This window comes from Microbacterium sp. HMH0099 (assembly GCF_049384025.1).
Lineage (GTDB): Bacteria > Actinomycetota > Actinomycetes > Actinomycetales > Microbacteriaceae > Microbacterium.
Genome location: NZ_JBMRJR010000002.1, coordinates 294,178 through 313,639, shown reverse-complemented (window position 1 = coordinate 313,639; position 19,462 = coordinate 294,178). Strand labels below are relative to the sequence as shown.

The 19,462-nt window shown below is 73.0% G+C and carries 13 protein-coding genes; 11 read left to right on the top strand and 2 right to left on the bottom strand.

The genetic code is table 11. From position 1 onward, the window contains the following. Positions 1 to 93: 93 nt before the first annotated feature. Positions 94 to 3,684, top strand: a complete 3,591-nt coding sequence (gene mfd / locus ACO03V_RS05250) for a transcription-repair coupling factor (RefSeq protein WP_423136859.1) — start codon at positions 94 to 96, stop codon at positions 3,682 to 3,684. A gap of 69 nt (positions 3,685 to 3,753) precedes the next feature. Here the strand turns inward: mfd and ACO03V_RS05245 are convergent, their stop codons facing one another. After that, the gene (locus ACO03V_RS05245) at positions 3,754 to 6,423 is read right to left on the bottom strand and encodes a phosphoenolpyruvate carboxylase (RefSeq protein WP_423136858.1); all 2,670 of its coding nucleotides are present in this window, start codon (positions 6,421 to 6,423) and stop codon (positions 3,754 to 3,756) included. Between the two features lie 339 nt (positions 6,424 to 6,762). On the opposite strand from ACO03V_RS05245, the gene ACO03V_RS05240 reads away from it, so the two are divergent. Together ACO03V_RS05240 and hisS are read left to right on the top strand one after the other, a co-directional pair. Next, entirely contained in the window at positions 6,763 to 7,359 is a 597-nt protein-coding gene (locus ACO03V_RS05240) for a MazG family protein (RefSeq protein WP_367727533.1), read from the top strand. A gap of 204 nt (positions 7,360 to 7,563) precedes the next feature. After that, complete coding sequence (hisS, locus tag ACO03V_RS05235; RefSeq protein ID WP_423137124.1) at positions 7,564 to 8,811, top strand: histidine--tRNA ligase; 1,248 nt, start codon at positions 7,564 to 7,566, stop codon at positions 8,809 to 8,811. A gap of 205 nt (positions 8,812 to 9,016) precedes the next feature. On the opposite strand, the gene ACO03V_RS05230 is transcribed toward hisS, so the two are convergent. Next, a complete protein-coding gene (locus tag ACO03V_RS05230; protein WP_423136857.1) occupies positions 9,017 to 9,874 on the bottom strand; it encodes a helix-turn-helix transcriptional regulator in 858 nt (285 codons plus the stop codon). 122 nt (positions 9,875 to 9,996) lie between these two features. On the opposite strand from ACO03V_RS05230, the gene ACO03V_RS05225 reads away from it, so the two are divergent. From ACO03V_RS05225 to ACO03V_RS05190, 8 genes are all read left to right on the top strand, one after another. Continuing rightward, positions 9,997 to 11,445, top strand: a complete 1,449-nt coding sequence (locus tag ACO03V_RS05225) for an MFS transporter (protein ID WP_423136856.1) — start codon at positions 9,997 to 9,999, stop codon at positions 11,443 to 11,445. Positions 11,446 to 11,824: 379 nt separating this feature from the next. Further along, positions 11,825 to 12,709 carry an SGNH/GDSL hydrolase family protein gene (locus tag ACO03V_RS05220; RefSeq protein ID WP_423136855.1) on the top strand — a complete coding sequence of 295 codons (885 nt, stop codon included), beginning with the start codon at positions 11,825 to 11,827 and terminating at the stop codon, positions 12,707 to 12,709. Positions 12,710 to 12,849: 140 nt separating this feature from the next. Beyond that, entirely contained in the window at positions 12,850 to 13,536 is a 687-nt protein-coding gene (locus tag ACO03V_RS05215) for an O-methyltransferase (RefSeq protein ID WP_423136854.1), read from the top strand. A gap of 387 nt (positions 13,537 to 13,923) precedes the next feature. Continuing rightward, positions 13,924 to 15,204 carry a phosphopyruvate hydratase gene (eno, locus tag ACO03V_RS05210; RefSeq protein WP_367726390.1) on the top strand — a complete coding sequence of 427 codons (1,281 nt, stop codon included), beginning with the start codon at positions 13,924 to 13,926 and terminating at the stop codon, positions 15,202 to 15,204. Between the two features lie 176 nt (positions 15,205 to 15,380). Further along, positions 15,381 to 15,941, top strand: a complete 561-nt coding sequence (locus tag ACO03V_RS05205; RefSeq protein WP_423136853.1) for an FtsB family cell division protein — start codon at positions 15,381 to 15,383, stop codon at positions 15,939 to 15,941. 74 nt (positions 15,942 to 16,015) lie between these two features. Then, positions 16,016 to 16,534, top strand: coding sequence for a DUF501 domain-containing protein (locus tag ACO03V_RS05200; protein ID WP_367726392.1), 519 nt, complete (start codon positions 16,016 to 16,018; stop codon positions 16,532 to 16,534). Next, positions 16,531 to 17,955, top strand: coding sequence for a S8 family peptidase (locus ACO03V_RS05195; RefSeq protein WP_423136852.1), 1,425 nt, complete (start codon positions 16,531 to 16,533; stop codon positions 17,953 to 17,955). The genes ACO03V_RS05200 and ACO03V_RS05195 overlap by 4 nt, the downstream gene beginning before the upstream one ends. Before the next feature lie 8 nt (positions 17,956 to 17,963). After that, positions 17,964 to 19,361 (top strand): NAD(P)/FAD-dependent oxidoreductase, encoded by a 1,398-nt coding sequence (locus tag ACO03V_RS05190; protein ID WP_423136851.1) that lies wholly within the window; start codon positions 17,964 to 17,966, stop codon positions 19,359 to 19,361. Positions 19,362 to 19,462 lie beyond the last annotated feature (101 nt).

Below are 19,462 nucleotides of genomic sequence, written 5' to 3'. Positions count from 1 at the left end.
CCCGGCGCACGCAGCCGACGGAACGCTGCCCGTCCGGCCAGGGAGGCGGCGGTCCCGGCCTCCGTGTCGTACCCCCGGCGTAGACTCCTTCGAGTGACAGTTCCCGGGATAGTTCGCGCCCTCGAGCAGGCTGAGTCGTACCGGGAAGCCGCCTCCGCGGCATCCGCCGACCTGTCCCTCTCCCTCGTCGACGGGCTGGACGCCCCCGTCATCGCCGGCCTCCTGGAGCGCCGCTGTGCCGCGGGCGCCCCCGGGGCGGTGCTGGTCGTCGCTCCGACGGGCCGCCGCGCTGAGGCGCTCGGACCGGCCCTGGAGGCGGTGCTCCCCGGCGCGCAGGTGCTGCACTTCCCCGCGTGGGAGACGCTGCCGCACGAGCGGCTCAGCCCGAGCCCCGAGACCGTCGGCCGTCGCCTCGACGTCCTGCGGCGGATCGCCGCGTGGGACGGGCAGGCGCCCCTCGTCATCACCGCGTCGGTGCGCAGCGCCCTGCAGCCGCTCGCGGGCGGCCTCGGCGACGTCGCGCCGATCGACCTCGCCGTCGGCGCGCGCGGCCAGGAGCTCGAGGACGTCCTCACCCGCCTCGTCGAGCTCGCGTACCACCGCGTCGACATGGTGTCGCGTCGCGGGGAGTTCGCGGTGCGCGGTGGCATCCTCGACGTCTTCCCGCCGGTCGCCGACCACCCTTACCGCATCGAGTTCTTCGGCGACGAGGTCGACCAGATCCGCGCGTTCTCCGTCGCCGACCAGCGCTCCCTCCCCGGCGAGGTCACGGCGGTGTCGCTCGTGCCCAGCCGCGAGCTGCTGCTCACCCCCGCGGTGCGCGCGCGCGCCGCCGAGCTGCGCGACGGCTACCCGGGTCTGCGTCAGCTGCTGGAGAAGATGGCCGAGGGCATCCCCGCCGAGGGCATGGAGTCGCTCATCCCGGTGCTCGTCGACCGCATCGTCACCCTCGCCGACTACCTCCCCGGCGGCAGCGCCGTGGCCCTCGTCGACCCCGAGCGCTCCCGCGCCCGCGCCACCACCCTCGGCGACACGAACCGCGAGTTCCTGGAGGCGGCGTGGTCCGCGGCGACCGCCGGTGCGGACACGCCCGTCGACCTCGGTGCCGGCGACTTCGTGACCCTCGCGGACCTGCACGAGATCGCCTCGGGGCGCGGCGGCGTGTGGTGGCAGCTGAGCGCGTTCGACTCCGGGGCGGCGGATGCCGAGGACGAGGGCCTCATCGCCGGCGACGACGCCGCGCACCGCATCAAGGCCGACCCGGTCCCGTCGTTCCAGGGCAACGTCGAGGGCGCCACCGCCCACGTCGGCACGCTCCTGGCCGAGGGGTGGTCGGTCGTCGTCACGGCATCCGGCCCCGGGATGGTCGACCGCGCGCGGGACGTCCTCGCCGAGCGCGAGATCGCCGCCCGCCGCGTGGACACCGTCCTCACCCCGCCCGAGCCCGGCGTCGCGCACGTCGTGTGCGCCTCGCTGGAGCGCGGCTTCGAACTGACCGAGGCGAAGTTCGCCGTCATCACCGAGACCGAGTTCTACGGCCGGTCCGTCGGCACCGACAACCGCGGCGCGAAGAAGCTCGCCTCCCGCCGCCGCAACGTCGTCGACCCGCTGCAGCTGAAGCCCGGCGACGTCGTCGTGCACGCGACGCACGGCATCGGCAAGTTCATCGAGCTGACGCAGCGGGAGGTGTCCAGCGGCGGGCGCAACGCCGTCAAGACGACGAAGGAGTACCTCGTCCTCGAGTACGCGCCCTCCAAGCGCGGCTACCCGGGCGACAAGCTGTTCGTCCCCACCGACCAGCTCGACCTGCTGTCGAAGTACGTCGGCGGCGAGATGCCGACGCTGTCGAAGATGGGCGGCAGCGACTGGGCCGCCGCCAAGGGCCGTGCGCGCAAGGCCGTCCGCGACATCGCGGTCGAGCTGGTGAAGCTGTACTCGGCGCGGATGGCATCCAAGGGGTACGCCTTCGGCCCCGACACCCCGTGGCAGCGCGAGCTGGAGGAGGCGTTCCCGTTCGCGGAGACGCAGGACCAGCTCCAGACGATCGACGAGATCAAGGCCGACATGGAGAAGCCGATCCCGATGGACCGGCTGCTGTCCGGCGACGTCGGCTTCGGCAAGACGGAGGTGGCCGTCCGCGCCGCGTTCAAGGCGATCCAGGACGGCAAGCAGGTCGCGATGCTCGTGCCGACGACGCTGCTCGTCAAGCAGCACCTCGAGACCTTCGCCGAACGGTTCGCCGGCTTCCCGGTGACGGTGCGGCCGCTCTCGCGCTTCCAGAGCGACAAGGAGGCCAAGGCCACGCTCGCGGGTCTCACCGACGGCACCGTCGACATGGTCATCGGCACGCACCGCATCCTGACCGAGAAGGTGATCTTCAAGGACCTCGGCCTGATGATCATCGACGAGGAGCAGCGCTTCGGCGTCGAGCACAAGGACGCGCTGAAGAAGCTGAAGACGAACGTCGACATCCTCGCCATGAGCGCCACCCCGATCCCGCGCACGCTCGAGATGGCGGTCACCGGCATCCGGGAGATGTCGACGCTGGCCACCCCGCCCGAGGACCGGCACCCGATCCTGTCGTACGTCGGCCCGAACAACGACAAGCAGATCGCGGCGGCGATCCGTCGCGAGCTGCTGCGCGAGGGCCAGGTCTTCTACGTGCACAACCGCGTCTCGTCGATCCAGCGGGTCGCGGCGCACCTCGCCGAGCTCGTCCCCGAGGCGCGGATCGTCGTCGCCCACGGGCAGATGGGCGAGCACGCGCTGGAGCAGGTCGTCGACGACTTCTGGGAGCGGCGGGCGGACGTGCTCGTGTCGACCACCATCATCGAGACCGGTCTCGACATCTCCAACGCCAACACGATCATCATCGACCGCGCCGACAAGTATGGCCTGTCGCAGCTGCACCAGCTGCGCGGGCGCGTGGGCCGCGGTCGTGACCGGGCGTACGCGTACTTCCTGTACGACGAGATGAAGCCGCTGTCCGAGACCGCGGCGGACCGCCTCGAGACGATCGCGGTCAACAACGACCTCGGCAGCGGCATGCAGGTCGCGTTGAAGGACCTCGAGCTGCGCGGCGCCGGCAACCTGCTCGGCGCCGAGCAGGCCGGACACATCGCGGGCGTCGGCTTCGACCTGTACCTGCGCATGATCGGCGAGGCCGTCGCGACTTTTCGCGGCGACGACGTCGAGGGTCCGACCGAGCTGCGTCTGGAGCTGCCGGTCGACGCCCGCCTGCCCGAGTTCTACATCGACAGCGAGCGCCTGCGGCTGGAGGCGTACCAGAAGCTGTCCGCCGCGGCATCCGCCACCGCCAAGGACGACGCGATCGACCTCGTCGTCGAGGAGCTGCGCGACCGTTACGGTGAGCCGCCCGCCGAGGTGGAGGGGCTCGTCGCGGTCGCCCGCCTGCGTCGCCGTGCCGCGCAGGCCGGACTCGCCGACGTCGTGGCAATGGGACCGAACCTCCGCGTCGCCCCGGCGAACCTGCCGGACTCCATGCGGGTGCGCCTGCAGCGGCTGTACCCCAAGGCCAAGCTCGTCGCGGGCGGCGACGCCATGGTCGTGCCCCTGCCGCAGGACGCCGGCGACGCGAACCTGATCGACTGGGTCCGTCAGCTGCTCGACGCCCTCTGGCCGCTGCCGCAGCCGGCGTCGGCAGAGGTGTCGACCGCGTCCTGACCGCCCCGCGGAGACGACGGAGCGCCGGCACCCGAGGGGGCCGGCGCTCCATCGTGGGAGGGATGCCGCTCAGCCGGTGTTCTGCAGTCCCGCGGCCACACCGCTGACCGACAGCAGCAGGAGCCGCTGATGCTCGGCGTCGGGGGTGGCATCCGGGGTCGTGTCGCGCAGGGCCCGCAGGGCGCGGAGCTGCAGGAGCGACAGGGCGTCGACGTACGGGCTGCGCATCTTCACCGCGCGCTGCAGCACCGGCTTGTTGCCCAGCAGGTCGCCGCCCGTGATGCGCTCGACCCACGAACGGGTGAGGAGCATCTCGTCCATCACCAGCGCGGCCAGGTCGTCGCGGTCGCCGAGCGCGAGGTAGCGGCGGGCGATGCGCTCGTCGGCCTTGGCCAGGCTCATGGCGACGTTGTCGATCATCGTGCGGAACAGCGGCCACTGCTCGTACGCGTCACGCAGGCGCTGCTCGTCACCGACGGCGTCGAGCGCCGTTCCGAGGCCGAACCACCCCGCGAGGTTGATGCGGGCCTGCGTCCACGAGAACACCCACGGGATCGCCCGCAGGTCCTCCAGCGACTCCACCGACAGCCCGCGGCGGGCCGGCCGCGAGCCGAGCGCGAGGTGGCCCAGCTCCTCCATCGGGGTGACCGTGGCGAACCACGGCGCGAAGCCGGGCGCCTTGACCAGGGCGAAGAAGCGCTCGCGCGAGGCGACGTCCATCGTGCTCGCGACGTCCGCGAAGGCCTCCGCGGCTCCGCGGTTGCGCCGCTCGATGGAGGGGGAGGATGCCGTGAGCACCGCGGCCGCGACCTGATCGATGTGGCGCATGGCGATGTCCGGGTCGCCGTAGCGCGCGAAGATGACCTCGCCCTGCTCGGTGAGCTTGAACCGGCCGTCGACCGAGTGCGGCGGCTGCGCGAGGATCGCCGAGTTGGCGGGACCGCCGCCGCGCCCGAGGGCGCCGCCGCGACCGTGGAAGAGCGTCAGCTCGATGCCCTCGGCCTCGGCCCACGTCGAGATCTTCGCCTGCGCCTCGTACAGCGCGAGGTTGGCGGCGACCGGACCGACGTCCTTCGAGGAGTCCGAGTAGCCCAGCATCACCTCGAGGCGCCGGCCGGTGGCATCCAGTCGGCTGACGAAGGCGGGGTGCGCGACGATCTCGGCCAGGATGCCGGGGGCGGCCTGGAGGTCCGCGAACGTCTCGAACAGCGGGATGACGTCGAGTACCGGCGGAGCGACCCCTGGACCCATCGCGTAGGAGGCGAGCTCGTGGACGTTGGCGAGGTCCTCCGCGGACTGCGTGAACGACACGATGTAGCGGCCGGCCGCGCGCGGACCGAAACGCTCCTGCACGTAGGCGACGGAGCGGAAGACCTCGAGGACCTCTTCGGTCTGCTCGCTGCGCTCACCGCCCGTGCGCAGCTCGTCGAGCACCTTGCGGTGCACGGCCGAGTGCTGGCGCACCTCGAGCTCGGTCAGGTGGAATCCGTAGGTCTCCACCTGCCAGAGCAGCTGCTGCAGGGCGCCGTAGGCCTGGCGGGCGGCGCCGCCGGCGACGAGCGACTCCTGGACGACGCGGAGGTCCGCGAGCAGGTGCTCGGGGTCGCGGTAGGCGAGGTCGGCGTCGCGCGTGCGGGTCGCCGCGATCTTGCGGGCGACCAGCAGCAGGATCCGGCGGTGCGGCTCGTCGGGGGAGCGCTCGGCGATCTCTGCCGCGGCGTCCTCGTCAGCGGCGCGGAGACGGTGCCACAGCGACACGAGCTCGTCGCTGGGCGGCGTCGCCGAGGCATCCAGGGTCAGTCCGCGACCGATGCGCTGCGCCGTGCGCTCGAGACCCAGGAGCACGTGCTCGCTCGCGATGGCGGCGGCCTTGCGGGTGACGGATGCCGTGACGAAGGGGTTGCCGTCGCGGTCGCCGCCCACCCAGGAGCCGACGCGCACGAAGGGGCGGACGATCGGCGCGCGGGCACCGGCGTCCTCGCCCTGGAGGACGTCGTCGATGCGGCGGTAGACGTGGGGGACCGCGGTGTAGAGCGTCTCGTCGAAGACGGCCATCACCGAGCGGACCTCGTCGACGGGGGACGGCTTGTCGCGCCGCAGCGGGGCGGTGCGCCACAGCGTGTCCACCTCCTCGAGCATGCGGCGCTGGGCGCGGCGGCGCTCGGCGCTCTCGTCCGCGGCGGCCTCGTGCTCGCCCAGCAGCTCGGACAGGCGGCGGATGCTCGTCGAGATCGCGCGGCGCCGGGCCTCGGTGGGGTGGGCGGTGAAGACGGGGTGGAAGCGCAGCGACTGCAGGCGGTGCAGCGCCGTCTCCTCGCCGACCTCGCTGATCAGGCGCTCGTACGCCGCGGCGATGGTGTCGGGCGCGCCGTCGCGGGAGGACCGGTCGCCCCGCTCGCGGAGGATCCGGACGCGCTGGTGCTCCTCGACGAGGTTGACGAGGTGGAAGTAGGCGGTGAATGCCCGCGCCACCTCGTCGGCCCGCTCGATGGAGAAGCCGTCGGCGATGGCGGCGGCCCGCTCGAACGCCTCCGATGTCTCATCGGTGTAGGCCTGGATCGTCGCGGTCCGCAGCCGCTCGACGTCGTCGTACAGTCCGGGGGAGCCGCTCTCTCGCAGCACACGGCCGAGCAGGGAGCCGAGCAGGCGCACGTCGGCGCGCATCTGCTCGGGAAGCTCTTGGCCGGCTTCGAAGCGGCCCACGAGGTCGATCGCCTCGGTCGGGGTCAGTTCACGCACACGCCACAGAATATCGGCGTCGCGGGACCGCTCATCGCCGTGTGACGGGCGGTGTATGCCGCGGCGGGGTGGGGTGGTGCCGTCACTGTCGTGCCGGCCGCGGCGCCGGACTCCGGAGTCTCGCCGGCCGCGGCGCGGCGTGGTCGCGGGTTTCCGCGGGTCGGACGGGGCGGGTGGTCGGGGATTCCGGAGTTAGGCGAGCGCGCGGGCGGCCGCCGCCGGCCGGGCGGGGGATACTCGGGTCAGCGGCGCCGCCCGGGCCCGCGAGAGCCGTCGGGCGCGACCGCCCGGAGAGGAGCAGCCGTGAGCGTCGACGCCCTGCGCGAGGCCGCCGAGACCATGCGCGTCGTCCGGGAGCGCTGCGCCTGGACCCGCACCATCGACCACCGCGCTCTGGTGCCCTACCTCGTCGAGGAGAGCGCCGAGGTCATCGACGCGGTCGAGGCCGGCACCCGCGACGACCTCCGCGAGGAGCTCGGCGATCTCCTGTGGCAGGTCCTCTTCCACGCGGAGATCGCGGCGGGCGACCCGGACGACCCGTTCGACATCGACGATGTGGCGCGCGGGTTGACCGAGAAGATGACGCGGCGTCATCCGCACGTGTTCGGTGACGCCGTGGCATCCACTCCCGAAGAGGTCCTCGTGCACTGGAACGCGGCGAAGGCCGCCGAGAAGCGCGAGCGGACGAGCGTGCTCGACGGTGTCAGCGACCACATGCCCGCGCTCGCCCTCGCGCAGAAGGTCCTCGGCAAGGCCGCGCAGGTCGGCGTCGCGGCGCCGTCGCACCGTCTCGCCGATCCGGCGACCGAGGAGGAGCTCGGCGACGCGCTCCTCACGCTCGTGCAGCTCGCCCGGGACCGCGGCTGGGATGCCGAGCGCGCCCTCCGCGGCCGCCTCCGCGCCGTCCGCGACGACGTCCGCGCCGCCGAGGCCTGACCCCCGCACGGTTCGTAGCACTCCGCTGCCGCGATCGCACGTTCGGCGCGAGGTCACACGTTCTGGCGCCCTCGGTGCGTGCGATCTCGCGCCGAACGTGTGACCTCGGCCCCCGGCCGCCCCCGCCGCCGACCGCCCCCGCACGGCCCGGCGTCCGGGGGCTGGAACAATGGGACCGTGGCATCCGTGAACCCGCCGCGCGGCATGCGCGACTTCCTCCCCGCCGACAAGGCCCGCCGCGAGCGCGTGCTCGCCGTCATCCGCGAGCGTTACCGCGTCCACGGCTTCGACGAGATCGAGACCCCGGTCATGGAGGACTACGACCGCCTCCACGCGGGCATCGGCGGCGACAACGAGAAGCTCTCGTTCAGCATCCTGAAGCGGGGGATGGATGCCGACGGCATCCGCGCCGCCGCCGACGACCCCGCCGCCCTGGCCGATCTGGGGCTGCGGTACGACCTCACGGTCCCGCTCGCCCGGTTCTACGCGACGAACCGCGCGCAGCTGCCGACGGTGTTCCGCTCGATTCAGATCGCCCCGGTCTGGCGTGCCGAGCGTCCCCAGAAGGGGCGGTACCGCCAGTTCGTGCAGTGCGACATCGACATCATCGGCGACGCCTCCGCGCGGGCCGAGGCCGAGCTGATGACGGCCAGCCTCGACGTGCTCGATGCGCTGGGTCTGGAGGGCGGCTCGATCCGCGTCAACGACCGTCGCGTCCTCGACGCGATGCTCGACGTGTTCGGCTTCGTACCGGAGGAGCGTCCGGGCGTGCTCATCACGATCGACAAGCTCGACAAGATCGGGGCCTCGGGCGTCGTCGCGGAGCTGCGCGACCGCGGGGCCGGCGCCACGGCCGTCGACGCCTTCGCGGAGTACCTCGACCGGCCCGCCACCACCCCCCGCTTCGACGACGACGGCATCCGCGGGGCGCTTCCCGCCGGCATCCCGGACGAGGTCATCGCCCACCTCGTCGCGCTCGGCGAGACGGTCGCCGCGGTGCGCGGTGCCGACGCGCCGCTGGTGTTCGACCCGTTCCTCGTCCGCGGCATGGGCTACTACACGGGCACGATCTTCGAGCTCGCCCACCCGAGCGTCGAGTACTCGCTCGGCGGCGGCGGACGCTACGACGGCATGATCGGCCGTTTCCTCGGGCAGCAGGTCCCGGCGGTCGGCTTCTCGATCGGGTTCGAGCGCATCGTGGACCTGCTTCAGGATGCCGCCGGCTCCGACGACCGCGCCGTCGTGCTGGTCCACGACCGCGACGTCCCGCTGGCGCAGCTGCTGCGGCTGAAGGCCGGGCTCGTCGCCGACGGGGTGCGGGTCCGCCTGGAGCAGCGGCCGAAGAACCTCAAGGCGCTGCTCGAGCGCTCCGCGGCCGACGGTTACACGTCGTTCGCGACGGTCCGGACCGACACCGACGCCGCGTCGCTGGAGGTCAAGCCGCTGGCCTGAGTCCGGCCCTGGCTGCCCGTTCGCGGGTGCCCGGCTGTTCCGTCGTGCGGAGTTCCGGGGCGACACGCCGGGCCGGTGGCATCCTGTATCGGCGTGTCGGGCCCTGGGTCCGCAGGACGGTTCCGGGGATCGTGCCTGGGGCACGGCCGGGGTCCTCAGGACGGTTCCGGGCGGGACCGGACCGGGACGGTGGACAGGGCGACGCTCAGGCGACGGCGGTGATCGGCGACTGCTCGGGCTGCAGCGCGGCGAGCCGTTCGAGGCGCGTGCCGGTCGCGGCGTCGAGGGGACTGAACCAGACGACGCGGCCCCCGAGGCCCTCGTCGATCCACAGGCTGGACATCTCGAGATGCAGCTCGCCGACGCGGTCGTTCACGAGGTGCTTTTGGGTGGCGCGCTCGCTGCCGACGTCGCCGAGCCGCCACAGCTCGGCGAAACGCGGCGAATCCGTCTCGAGGTCCGCGATGAGACGCTGCCAGGACGGCTCCTCGTGATGACGGCCGTACCCCGCGCGCAGGCGGGCGGCGATGCGGCGCTGGGCGCGGTCGAGGTCCTGGTGGGCGCGCTGCCACGCGTCGTCCGTGAAGAGCAGCACCGCGCAGTTCCGGCGCTCGACGGGGACGGCGTCGAGGTCGTCGAAGAGGTACCGGTAGGAGCGGTTGTACGCGCGGATGTCGAAACGCGCCGTCTGGACCGCCGCGGGGTAGGGGAGGAGCTTCTCGAGCAGGTCGAGGTGCGTCGCGGCGGTGCAGGGGCGGGTCTCGCGGTCCGGGACCGGCAGACCGGCGAGGGCCAGGAGGTGGTCGCGCTCGTCGTCGGTGAGGCGCAGCGCCCGCGCGATGGCGGTCACGACCTGTCCGGACGCGGCGATCGGGCGGCCCTGCTCGAGCCAGGTGTACCAGGTCAGTCCGACGCCGGCGAGCTGCGCCACCTCTTCGCGGCGGAGGCCGGCGACGCGCCGACGCGTGCCCTCGGGCAGGCCGACGTCGACGGGCTGCAGACGTGCCCGGCGGCTGCGGAGGAAGGCGGCGAACTCCCCGCGCGCCTCGTCGGAACGACCCATCTCGACCTCCCCGCCCGATCCTAGAACGGCCCCCGGCGGCCCGTGCGACGGTGGGGAGTGCTGTCAGTACCAGGATGAGCGCACTCCTGGTACCAGGATGCGGCGGCCTCCATGCTGGCACCATGACCACCTCCTCGCACCCCGGTACCGGCACCGTGCCGGTCCCGCCCGCGCCCGCCCTCGACGCGGTGCCGACCTGGCGCTACCTGGGGTTCCTCCTCGGCCCGGGGGTCGGCACGTTCGCCTTCAATGCCGTGACCGTCATCCTCCCGACGCTGCGGGACCGTTTCGGCGCCGACGACGTCACCCTCGAGCTCGTGATCGCCGCCTACGGCATCCCGTTCGCCGTCCTCCTGGTGCTGGGCGGGCGGCTCGGCGACCGCTTCGGTCGCCACCGTCTGTTCGTCGGCGGCATGCTGCTCTTCCTCGTCTCGGCGGTCGCGTGCGCTCTTGCGCCGACCGTGGAGACGCTCGTCGCGGCCCGTCTCGTACAGGGCGTGGGGGCCGCGCTCTGCACACCGCAGGTGCTCGGCACGATCCAGGCCACCTCGCGGGGCGCCGCGCGCACGCGGGCGATCGCCGCCTTCGGGGCGAGCGGCGGCATCGGCGCGGCGGTGGGGCAGGTTCTCGGCGGGGCGCTCGCCGCCGCATCGCTCGGACCCGTCGACGGATGGCGCGGAGTGTTCGTCGTCGTGGCACTGACCGCGGTCGCGGCCATCGTCCTCGCGCCGCTCGCACCGCGCAGCCGCGCGCACGAGCACGTCGCCATTGACCTCGTCGGCACGGCCGCGCTGGCTCTCGGCATCCTTGCCGCCTCCGTCGCGCTGACGTTCGGTCCCGCGTGGGGCTGGTCGTGGCCGGTGCTGGTCGCGCTGGCGGTGGCGGTCGTCGCGCTCATCGGGATGTGGCGGCACCAGGATGCCGTCGAGCGCTCCGGACGCACCCCCCTTCTTCCGCCGAGCCTTCTCCGGCTGCGCCCGTTGCAGCTCGGCCTGCTCGCCGCTGCCCTGTTCTTCGCCGGATACTCGGCGCTGCTGTACGTCTTCCCGCGCGCCGTCGAGGCCGGGGGACTTACGTCGCTGCAGGCGGGGATGGCCCTGCTGCCGTTCGCCGTGGTGTTCGCGGTCGTGTCGCTGTCGGTCGCCCGCGTGCAGGCCCGGTGGGGGGATGCGACTCTCGTCCTGGGGGTGTCGCTGCAGATCGTCGCGCTCCTCGGGATGGCGAGCACGCTTCTCGTCGCGTGGGTTCCGGCGATCGGGCTCTGGCTGCAGCCGGCCCTCGTCGTGCTCGGGGTCGGTCAGGCGCTGATCTTCTCGCCGCTGACGCAGCTGGTCGTCCGCGAGGTGCCGGTCGAGGCGGCGGGCCTGTCCGGCGGGATGTTCAGCACCGCCCAGCAGCTCGCGCTGTCGTTCGGGGTCATCGTCATCGGCGGCGTCGTCTCGGTGACGGGCGTTGCCGCCCGCGACGAGCTGCTCGCCGGGCTCGCCCTGGACGTCGTCTTCGCCCTCGCCGTCCTCATCCTCGCCCTCGTCCTGCGTGCGCGCGGGGGACGGGTGCCGACGACGTCCTAGCCCCGCAACCCGTGCCGTTGCGGCGGAGTTCCTTCGCCGGGCGGCTCGTACCGTCGTGCGGAGTTCGGGGGCGACACGCCGAGCCGGTGGCATCCTGGCCGGCGTGTCGGGTGAGGGCTCCGCAGGACGGTTTCGGGGGTGAGGCCGGCTGTCCTCGTGCCGTCGTGCGGAATTCCGGCGCGACACGCCGGGCCGGTGGCATCCTGTATCGGCGTGTCGGGTGGGAACTCCGCAGGACGGTTCTGGGGAATAGGCCCGAGCGGGGCCGTCGGGCCGCAGGACGGCACCCGGGCCGAGGCCACGCCGCCCCGGGACACGGGATGCCGGACGGTCAGGCCGCGGCCACCGCCCGTTCACCGCGACGAGGTGTGATCGACGGGTGCTCGTCCGCCGGTCCCTCGCCGTGACGGCGTCGACGGCGGCCCTGCTCGGGGCGACCGCCGTCGGGGTCCGCACGCTGCTCTCACGTCAGGCCGCCGTCGCCCGCCGCCGCATCGGCAAGCCGCTCGGGGAGGACGCCCTCGACGCCGACCGGGTCTGGCGGCGGAAGAAGCACGCGGGCGTCCCCGTCGACCTGCTGCTGCTCGGCGACTCGATCGCCGCGGGCCTGGGCGCCGGGCACCGCCGCGACACCCTCGGCGCACGCCTCGCGAAAGGGATCGCACGGGACGCGCGCCGTCCCGTCCGGCTGCGCACGGCGGCCGTGGTCGGTTCCGAGACCTCCGCCCTCGCCGCGCAGCTCGGCACGCTCCCGGAGGACTACCGCGCCGACATCGCCGTGATCGTCGTCGGCGGCAACGACGTGACCCATCGCATCCCGGTCTCCCGCTCCGCCCAGCAGCTGGAGGATGCCGTCCGGGCTCTCGTCCGTCAGGGAACCCCCGTGGTGGTCGGGGCGTGCCCCGACCTCGGCACCCTTCGCGCGATCCCGCAGCCGCTGCGCGCCCTGGCCGCCCGCGCCTCGCGGCAGCTCGCCGCCGCGCAGACGGTCGCCGCGCGGCGGGCCGGTGCCCGTGTCGTCGCCCTCGCCCGCGCCGTCGGACCGGTGTTCGCCGAACGTCCGCACGAGATGTTCAGCGTGGACCGCTTCCACCCCAGCGCCCTCGGCTACCGCCGCACCGCGGACGCCCTCCTGCCCGCCGTCCTCGCCGCGCTCGCCGCCGCCCCGTCCGCCGCTGCCCCGTCCGCCCCGGGGTCCGCCCTGCCCCGTCGAGAGCACGCGACCTCGACGAGTGCACACGCTCGGGTCGAACGGAACGCGTGATCTCGACGAGATCACGTGATCTCGCGGCCCCGGCGGGCCTGGCGCGGCCCCGGCGGGCCTTATGCGGCCCTCGGGGGCCCGGCGCGGCCCCGGCGCGAAGCGGCTTGACCGGGAGGGACGGGCGCCGACAGGGTGGGGGCATGGCCGATCCCACCGTCGAGACCGTCCGCCGCGTCGACGCCTACCTCACCGACACGCTCGTCGGCCGGGATGCCTCGCTCGACGCGGTGATCGCCGCCCAGCACGAGGCGGGCATGCCGGCGATCGAGGTCGCTCCGGTCAGCGGCAAAATGCTGCACCTGCTGACGAGGATCTCGGGTGCCCGTCGCGTCCTCGAGATCGGCACGCTCGGCGGGTACTCGACCATCTGGCTCGCCCGGGCCCTGCCGGAGGGCGGGCGGGTCGTCTCGATCGAGGCCGAGCCGGCGAACGCCGAGGTCGCGCGCCGCAATGTGGAGAACGCGGGCGTCACCGATCGTGTGGAGGTCCGGGTGGGACGCGGGACCGACGTCCTCCCGACCCTGCAGGGCGGCGCACCCTTCGACCTCGTTTTCATCGACGCCGACAAGGAGTCGAACACGACCTACCTCGACTGGGCCGCCCGTCTCGGTCGCCCGGGCACGGTCGTCGTCCTCGACAACATCGGCCGGAACGGGGAGGTGGCGGATCCGGATGCCACCGACTCCAAGGTCCAGGGGACCCGTCGCGGCCTCGCGATGCTGGGTGAAGACCCCCGCTTCGACGCCACCGCGCTGCAGACGCTCGACCGCAAGGGCTGGGACGGCATCGCCGTGGCGATCGTCGTCGCGGCCGGACCCCGGGCCTGACCCTCCGCGCGTCCCCCTGCACCCGAGTGGCCCCGGGGCCATTTCCCGCGCCCCGGGGCCACTTCGGCTCCGCGCCTCGGCGCCGCGCCCGCCCCGTCGCCGCACCCTCCGCGCGTCCCCCTGCACCAGAGTGGCCCCGGGGCCATCTCCCGCGCCTCGGGGCCACTTCGGCTCCGCGCCTCGGCGTCGCGCCCGCCCCGTCGCCGCACCTCCCGCGCGTCACCCCCGCACCAAAGTGGCCCCGGGGCCATCTCCCGCGCCCCGGGGCCACTTCGGCTCCGCGGCCCGCCCCACCCGGCTCCACACCCGTCGACCGCGATCAGTAGACTCGTCGCGGACCGACGTCGCTCCGCCCCCTCCCACTCAAGAACCAACGAGGAGTCCTTCGTGGCACTTATCGAGGCTGTCAACGCGCGCGAGATTCTCGACTCGCGCGGAAACCCGACCGTCGAGGTGGAGGTGCTCCTCGACGACGGCATCGTCCAGCGTGCGGCCGTCCCCTCCGGCGCGTCCACCGGTGCCTTCGAGGCCTACGAGCTGCGCGACGGCGACAAGAGCCGCTACAGCGGCAAGGGCGTCCTGAAGGCCGTCGCCGCGGTCGTCGACGAGCTCGGCCCCGCGATCGAGGGCGTCGAGGCCAGCGAGCAGCGCATCATCGACGAGATCCTCATCGAGACCGACGGCACCGACAACAAGTCGCGCACCGGCGCCAACGCCATCCTCGGCGTCTCGCTGGCCGTGGCCAAGGCCGCCGCCGACAGCGCCGACCTGCCGCTGTTCCGCTACCTCGGCGGCCCGAACGCGCACCTCCTGCCCGTCCCGCTGTTCAACGTCATCAACGGCGGCGAGCACGCCGACAACGGCATCGACTTCCAGGAGTTCTTCCTCGCCCCTATCGGCGCCGACACCTACGGCGAGTCCCTTCGCTGGGGCACCGAGGTCTACCACGTCCTCAAGGGCGAGCTGAAGTCCGCGGGCTACAACACCGGTCTCGGCGACGAGGGCGGTTTCGCCCCCGACCTGCCCAGCAACCGCGAGGGCCTCGACTTCCTCATCCGCGCGATCGAGAAGGCCGGCTTCACCCCCGGCACGGACATCGCCGTGGGCCTGGACGTCGCCGCCACCGAGTTCTTCAAGGACGGCGTCTACACCGTCGAGGGCAAGGAGTGGAGCGTCGACACGCTCGTCGACTACTTCGCCGACCTCGTCGCGAACTTCCCGATCGTCACCATCGAGGACGCCCTCGCCGAGGACGACTGGGACGGCTGGAAGAAGCTGACGGATGCCATCGGCTCCAAGGTCCAGCTCGTCGGCGACGACCTCTTCGTCACCAACCCCAAGCGCCTGCAGCAGGGCATCGACCTGGGCGTCGCCAACTCGCTGCTGGTCAAGGTGAACCAGATCGGCACCCTGTCCGAGACCCTGGACGCCATCTCCCTCGCCACCCGTTCGGGCTACACCTCGATGCTGTCGCACCGCTCGGGCGAGACCGAGGACACCACGATCGCCGACCTCGCCGTCGCCGTGAACGCCGGCCAGATCAAGACCGGTGCGCCCGCGCGCAGCGAGCGCGTCGCCAAGTACAACCAGCTGCTCCGCATCGAAGAGGACCTCGGCGACGCCGCGGTCTTCGCGGGCCGCTCGGCGTTCCCCCGCTTCAAGGGCTGATCGCACCTCGCGGACGAGAGGGGGGAGCCGTTTCGGCTCCTCCCTTTTCGCTTTCCTGAGGGGATGCCGCCCTCCCGGCGCGTCCACGAGAGCGATGTCGGCCGCCACGTACACTCGACTCTCGCCCCCGCCGCGGACGACGCGTCGGCGCGGGCGATCGCGGAGAGGAGACGCCGATGGACCGACCGACGCTTCCGCCGCGACGTCCCGCCGTGGCATCCCCGTCCCGCCCCGCCCCGAAGAGGCGCACGTTGCCCGCGCGCCGGGTCGACGCCCGCGAATGGCTCGGCGGCAACCGCGTCTCGGGCTTCGTCGTCATCATGCTGGGGCTCGTCGTCCTCGGGACGTTCGTGCTCGTTCCCACTGTCGGCACCTACATGGACCAGCGGCAGCAGATCCAGGCGCTGCAGAGCGCGGTCGCGGTGAGCCAGTCCGAGGTGGACGACCTGCAGGCGCAGCGGGACCGCTGGAGCGACCCCGCGTACATCACGACGCAGGCGCGCGAGCGGCTGTACTACACGATGCCCGGCGAGGTCGTGTACCTCATCGAGAACGATCTGCCCGCGTCCGCGACCCCGCAGGAGCAGGGCGACGTCAGCGACGAGGTCGGGCAGACGCAGACCGACTGGATGGCGCAGCTCGTCCGCTCGGTGACGGCGGCCGGCGCCGCCCAGACGGCGGTCGTCCCGACGATCGGCGTTCCCGATCCGGCGCCGACGGAGCAGCCCGCCCCCTGAGCCTCGGCCGCCGCGCGGGACCCTGCGCGCACACCCGGTGTCCGCTCGGCGGGCGCCCGGTACCCTGGACAGCGATGAGCACGCCGCCTTTCGCCCCTGCATCCGACGCCGACCTCGCCGTTCTCGGCGAGCAGCTGGGCCGTGTCCCGCGCGGAGTCGTCGGGATCGCCGCGCGATGCGTCTGCGGCAACCCGACGGTGGTCGCGACCTCGCCGCGACTGGACGACGGCAGCCCCTTCCCGACCTTCTACTACCTCACGCACCCCGCGGCGACCGCGGCGATGTCGGTGCTCGAGGCCGGTCATGTCATGAAGGAGTTCACCGACGAGCTCGAGAGCGACGACGAGGTCCGCGCCGCGTACGTGTCGGCGCACGAGGCCTACCTGCGCGACCGCGCGACGTATGGCGAGCCTGAGGAGATCGCCGGCATCTCGGCCGGCGGCATGCCCACGCGCGTGAAGTGCCTGCACGCGCTGGCCGGTCATTCCCTGGCCGCCGGTCCCGGGGTGAACCCCATCGGCGACCGCGCCCTGGCGCGCGGCACCTGGTCGCCCGAGCGCTGCGCGTGCGAGTCGCCCGGAGCGAGCGGATGAGACGCCTGCGCGCGGCGGCGGCATCCCTCGTCCTCTCGACGATGATGCTCGGCGCCGTCGCCCTGCCGGCCTCCGCGACCCCCCTCGAAGCACGGGCGGCGTCGGCCTCCGCGACCCCCCTCGCCGCCGGGGTCGTGCCGGCCGCGGAGGTCCCGTCCTCGACGCCGACGGCCGAGCCGAACCCCGTCCCGTCGGATCCGACCGATCCGGTGCGCGCGGCGGAGTACTGGCTCGACCAGTACGGCGTGAAGGAGGCGTGGAAGACCACGCGCGGGGCCGGGCAGAAGATCGCGATCATCGACACCGGCATCGGACGCGGGCCGATCGAGTTCTCCGGCGCCGTCGCCGGCGGGACGGACGTGTCGGGCGTGGGCGGGTCGGACGGGCGTTCGCCGGTCGGCGCCGTCGACGCGAACCACGGCAGCTGGGTCGGCTCCCTCGCCGCCGGCCGGGGCACCGGTGACGGCCGCGGGATGATCGGCGTCGCGCCGGAGGCGCAGCTGCTGTCGATCTCCGTCGGCTTCGGGGCGTCGACGTCCAAGCCGTTCACCGAGCAGATCGCCGAGGCGATGCGCTGGGCCGTCGACGAGGGCGCCACCGTCATCAACCTCTCCCTGACGACGAACACCCTCGACTGGGACCGCAGCTGGGACGACGCCTTCCTCTACGCCTTCGACCACGACGTGGTGGTCGTGGTCGCGGCGGGCAACCGCGGCAGCGGCACGGACCGCGTGGGCGCCCCGGCGACCATCCCCGGCGTGCTGGCGGTCGGGGGAGTGAACCCCGCCGGCGTCGCGAGCAACGACGCGTCGACCCAGGGCATCACGATCGGCATCTCGGCGCCCAGCGAGCGCCTCCTCGGCGTCTCCGCGGACGGCACGCTCGTGCAGTGGAACGGCACGAGCGGTGCGGCCCCCATCGTCGCGGGCATCGCGGCGCTGGTGCGCGCCGCGCATCCCGGAATGGATGCCGACAACGTCCTGAACCGCCTGATCCGGACGACCACGCCCGCCGCGGCCGGTCAGGCCGGTCAGCAGGACCCCCTGTACGGCTATGGACTGGTCAACGCGGCCGCGGCGGTGTCGGCATCCGTCCCCACCGTCTCGGAGAACCCCCTCGGCGATCTGGCGGACTGGATCCGTCTGTATCGTCGCGCCGACGCCCCCGCCCCGACCGAGACGCCGAGCGCCGCGCCCGTCGAGGTGCCGGCGCTGCCGCCGGTCGACGCGGCTCCCGAGGCCGGTTCGCCTCTGCTCCCCAGTCGCGATACCGTTCTCTACGGGTCCTTGCCGCTCGGGGGTGCCACTCTCGCCGCTATAATGATTGCGCTCGGCGTCAGTGCTGCTGCCCGGCGAATTCGAAAGGCCCGCGACTCGCGAGAGCCGAGCCGCACCACCACCAGGGAGTTCCTCTCATCGTGACCAGCACTGTGCCCAGAATCCTTATTGTCGGCGGAGGCTACGCGGGCTTCTACACCGCGTGGAAGCTCGAGAAGCAGCTCCGTCGTGGCGAGGCCGAGGTCACCATCGTCGACCCGCTGCCGTACATGACCTACCAGCCCTTCCTCCCCGAGGTCGCCGCCGGTGAGATCGAGCCCCGCCACGTCGTGGTCGGCCTGCGCCGCCACCTGAAGCGCACCAAGGTCGTCGCCGGCAAGGTCACGGGCATCAACCACGCGACCAAGACCGCGACCGTCACCCCCATCGCGGGCGACGAGACCTGGACCGAGCAGTACGACCAGATCGTCGTCACCGCCGGCGCCGTCTCGCGCACCTTCCCGATCCCCGGTATCGCCGACAATGCGATCGGTCTGAAGACGATCGAGGAGGCCGTCGCCATCCGCGACCGCCTGACCTCCAACTTCGACAAGGCGTCCGTGCTCCCGGCCGGTCCCGAGCGCGACCGTCTGCTGACCGTCGTCGTCGTCGGCGGCGGCTTCGCGGGCATCGAGGTGTTCGCCGAGCTGCGCGCCTACGCGTCGTCGCTGGTGAAGTTCTACCCGAGCATCGCCTTCGAGGACACGCACTTCCACCTCATCGAGGCCATGGGCCGCATCATGCCCGAGGTCTCGCAGAAGACGAGCGAGTGGGTGCTCGCCGACCTCGCGAAGAAGGGTGCCTTCGTGCACCTCGACACGCAGGTCAAGGGCGCCGTGGACGGCATCGTCGAGCTGTCGACCGGTGAGCAGCTGCCCACCGACCTCATCATCTGGACCGCCGGCGTCATGGCGAACCCGACCGTCGTCCGCGGCAGCGACCTGCCCGTCGAGGAGCGCGGTCGCATCCGCACCCGCCCCGACCTGCGCGTCGGCACCGACGAGGACATCGTCGAGGGCGCCTGGGCCGCCGGCGACGTCTCGGCCGTCCCCGACCTGTCCGGAGGCGGCGTGGGCGGTTTCTGCGTCCCCAACGCCCAGCACGCGGTCCGCCAGGGCAAGCTCATGGCGAAGAACATCACCGCCGTGCTGCGCGGCGAGGAGCCCAAGCAGTACTTCCACAAGAACCTCGGCGCCGTCGCGGGCCTGGGGCTGTACAACGGTGCCTTCCAGTCCGGCAAGATCGCCCTCACCGGCTTCATCGCCTGGCTCGCGCACCGCGGCTACCACGGCCTGGCCATGCCGACGTTCGAGCGCAAGTTCCGCGTCATCGGCGACTGGATGCAGAACCTCTTCCACGGCCGCGAGACCGTGTCGCTCGAGGCCGTCCAGCAGCCGCGTGCTGCGTTCGAGGAGTTCGCCGCCCGCCCGCGTCCCGCGGCTCCTGCGGCCGACGCTCCGGCTCCCGCGTCCACCGAGGCGAAGCCCGCCGCCGTCGCGGCCGCGAAGTAACCCACCGCGTCTCGAGACCCCCGTACCGTCCCCGGTGCGGGGGTCTCGTCGTCCCCGGATGCCACTGCTCGCGGCATCCCTCCCTCCCCGGTTCCGCGGCG

Coding starts and splice junctions, on each gene's coding strand:
- ACO03V_RS05195 (WP_423136852.1), top strand. CDS start 16,531: ATGAGACGCCTGCGCGCGGCGGCGGCATCCCTCGTCCTCTCGACGATG.
- ACO03V_RS05200 (WP_367726392.1), top strand. CDS start 16,016: ATGAGCACGCCGCCTTTCGCCCCTGCATCCGACGCCGACCTCGCCGTT.
- hisS (WP_423137124.1), top strand. CDS start 7,564: ATGCGCGACTTCCTCCCCGCCGACAAGGCCCGCCGCGAGCGCGTGCTC.
- ACO03V_RS05215 (WP_423136854.1), top strand. CDS start 12,850: ATGGCCGATCCCACCGTCGAGACCGTCCGCCGCGTCGACGCCTACCTC.
- ACO03V_RS05240 (WP_367727533.1), top strand. CDS start 6,763: ATGCGCGTCGTCCGGGAGCGCTGCGCCTGGACCCGCACCATCGACCAC.
- ACO03V_RS05225 (WP_423136856.1), top strand. CDS start 9,997: ATGACCACCTCCTCGCACCCCGGTACCGGCACCGTGCCGGTCCCGCCC.
- ACO03V_RS05205 (WP_423136853.1), top strand. CDS start 15,381: ATGGACCGACCGACGCTTCCGCCGCGACGTCCCGCCGTGGCATCCCCG.
- ACO03V_RS05230 (WP_423136857.1), bottom strand. CDS start 9,874: ATGGGTCGTTCCGACGAGGCGCGCGGGGAGTTCGCCGCCTTCCTCCGC.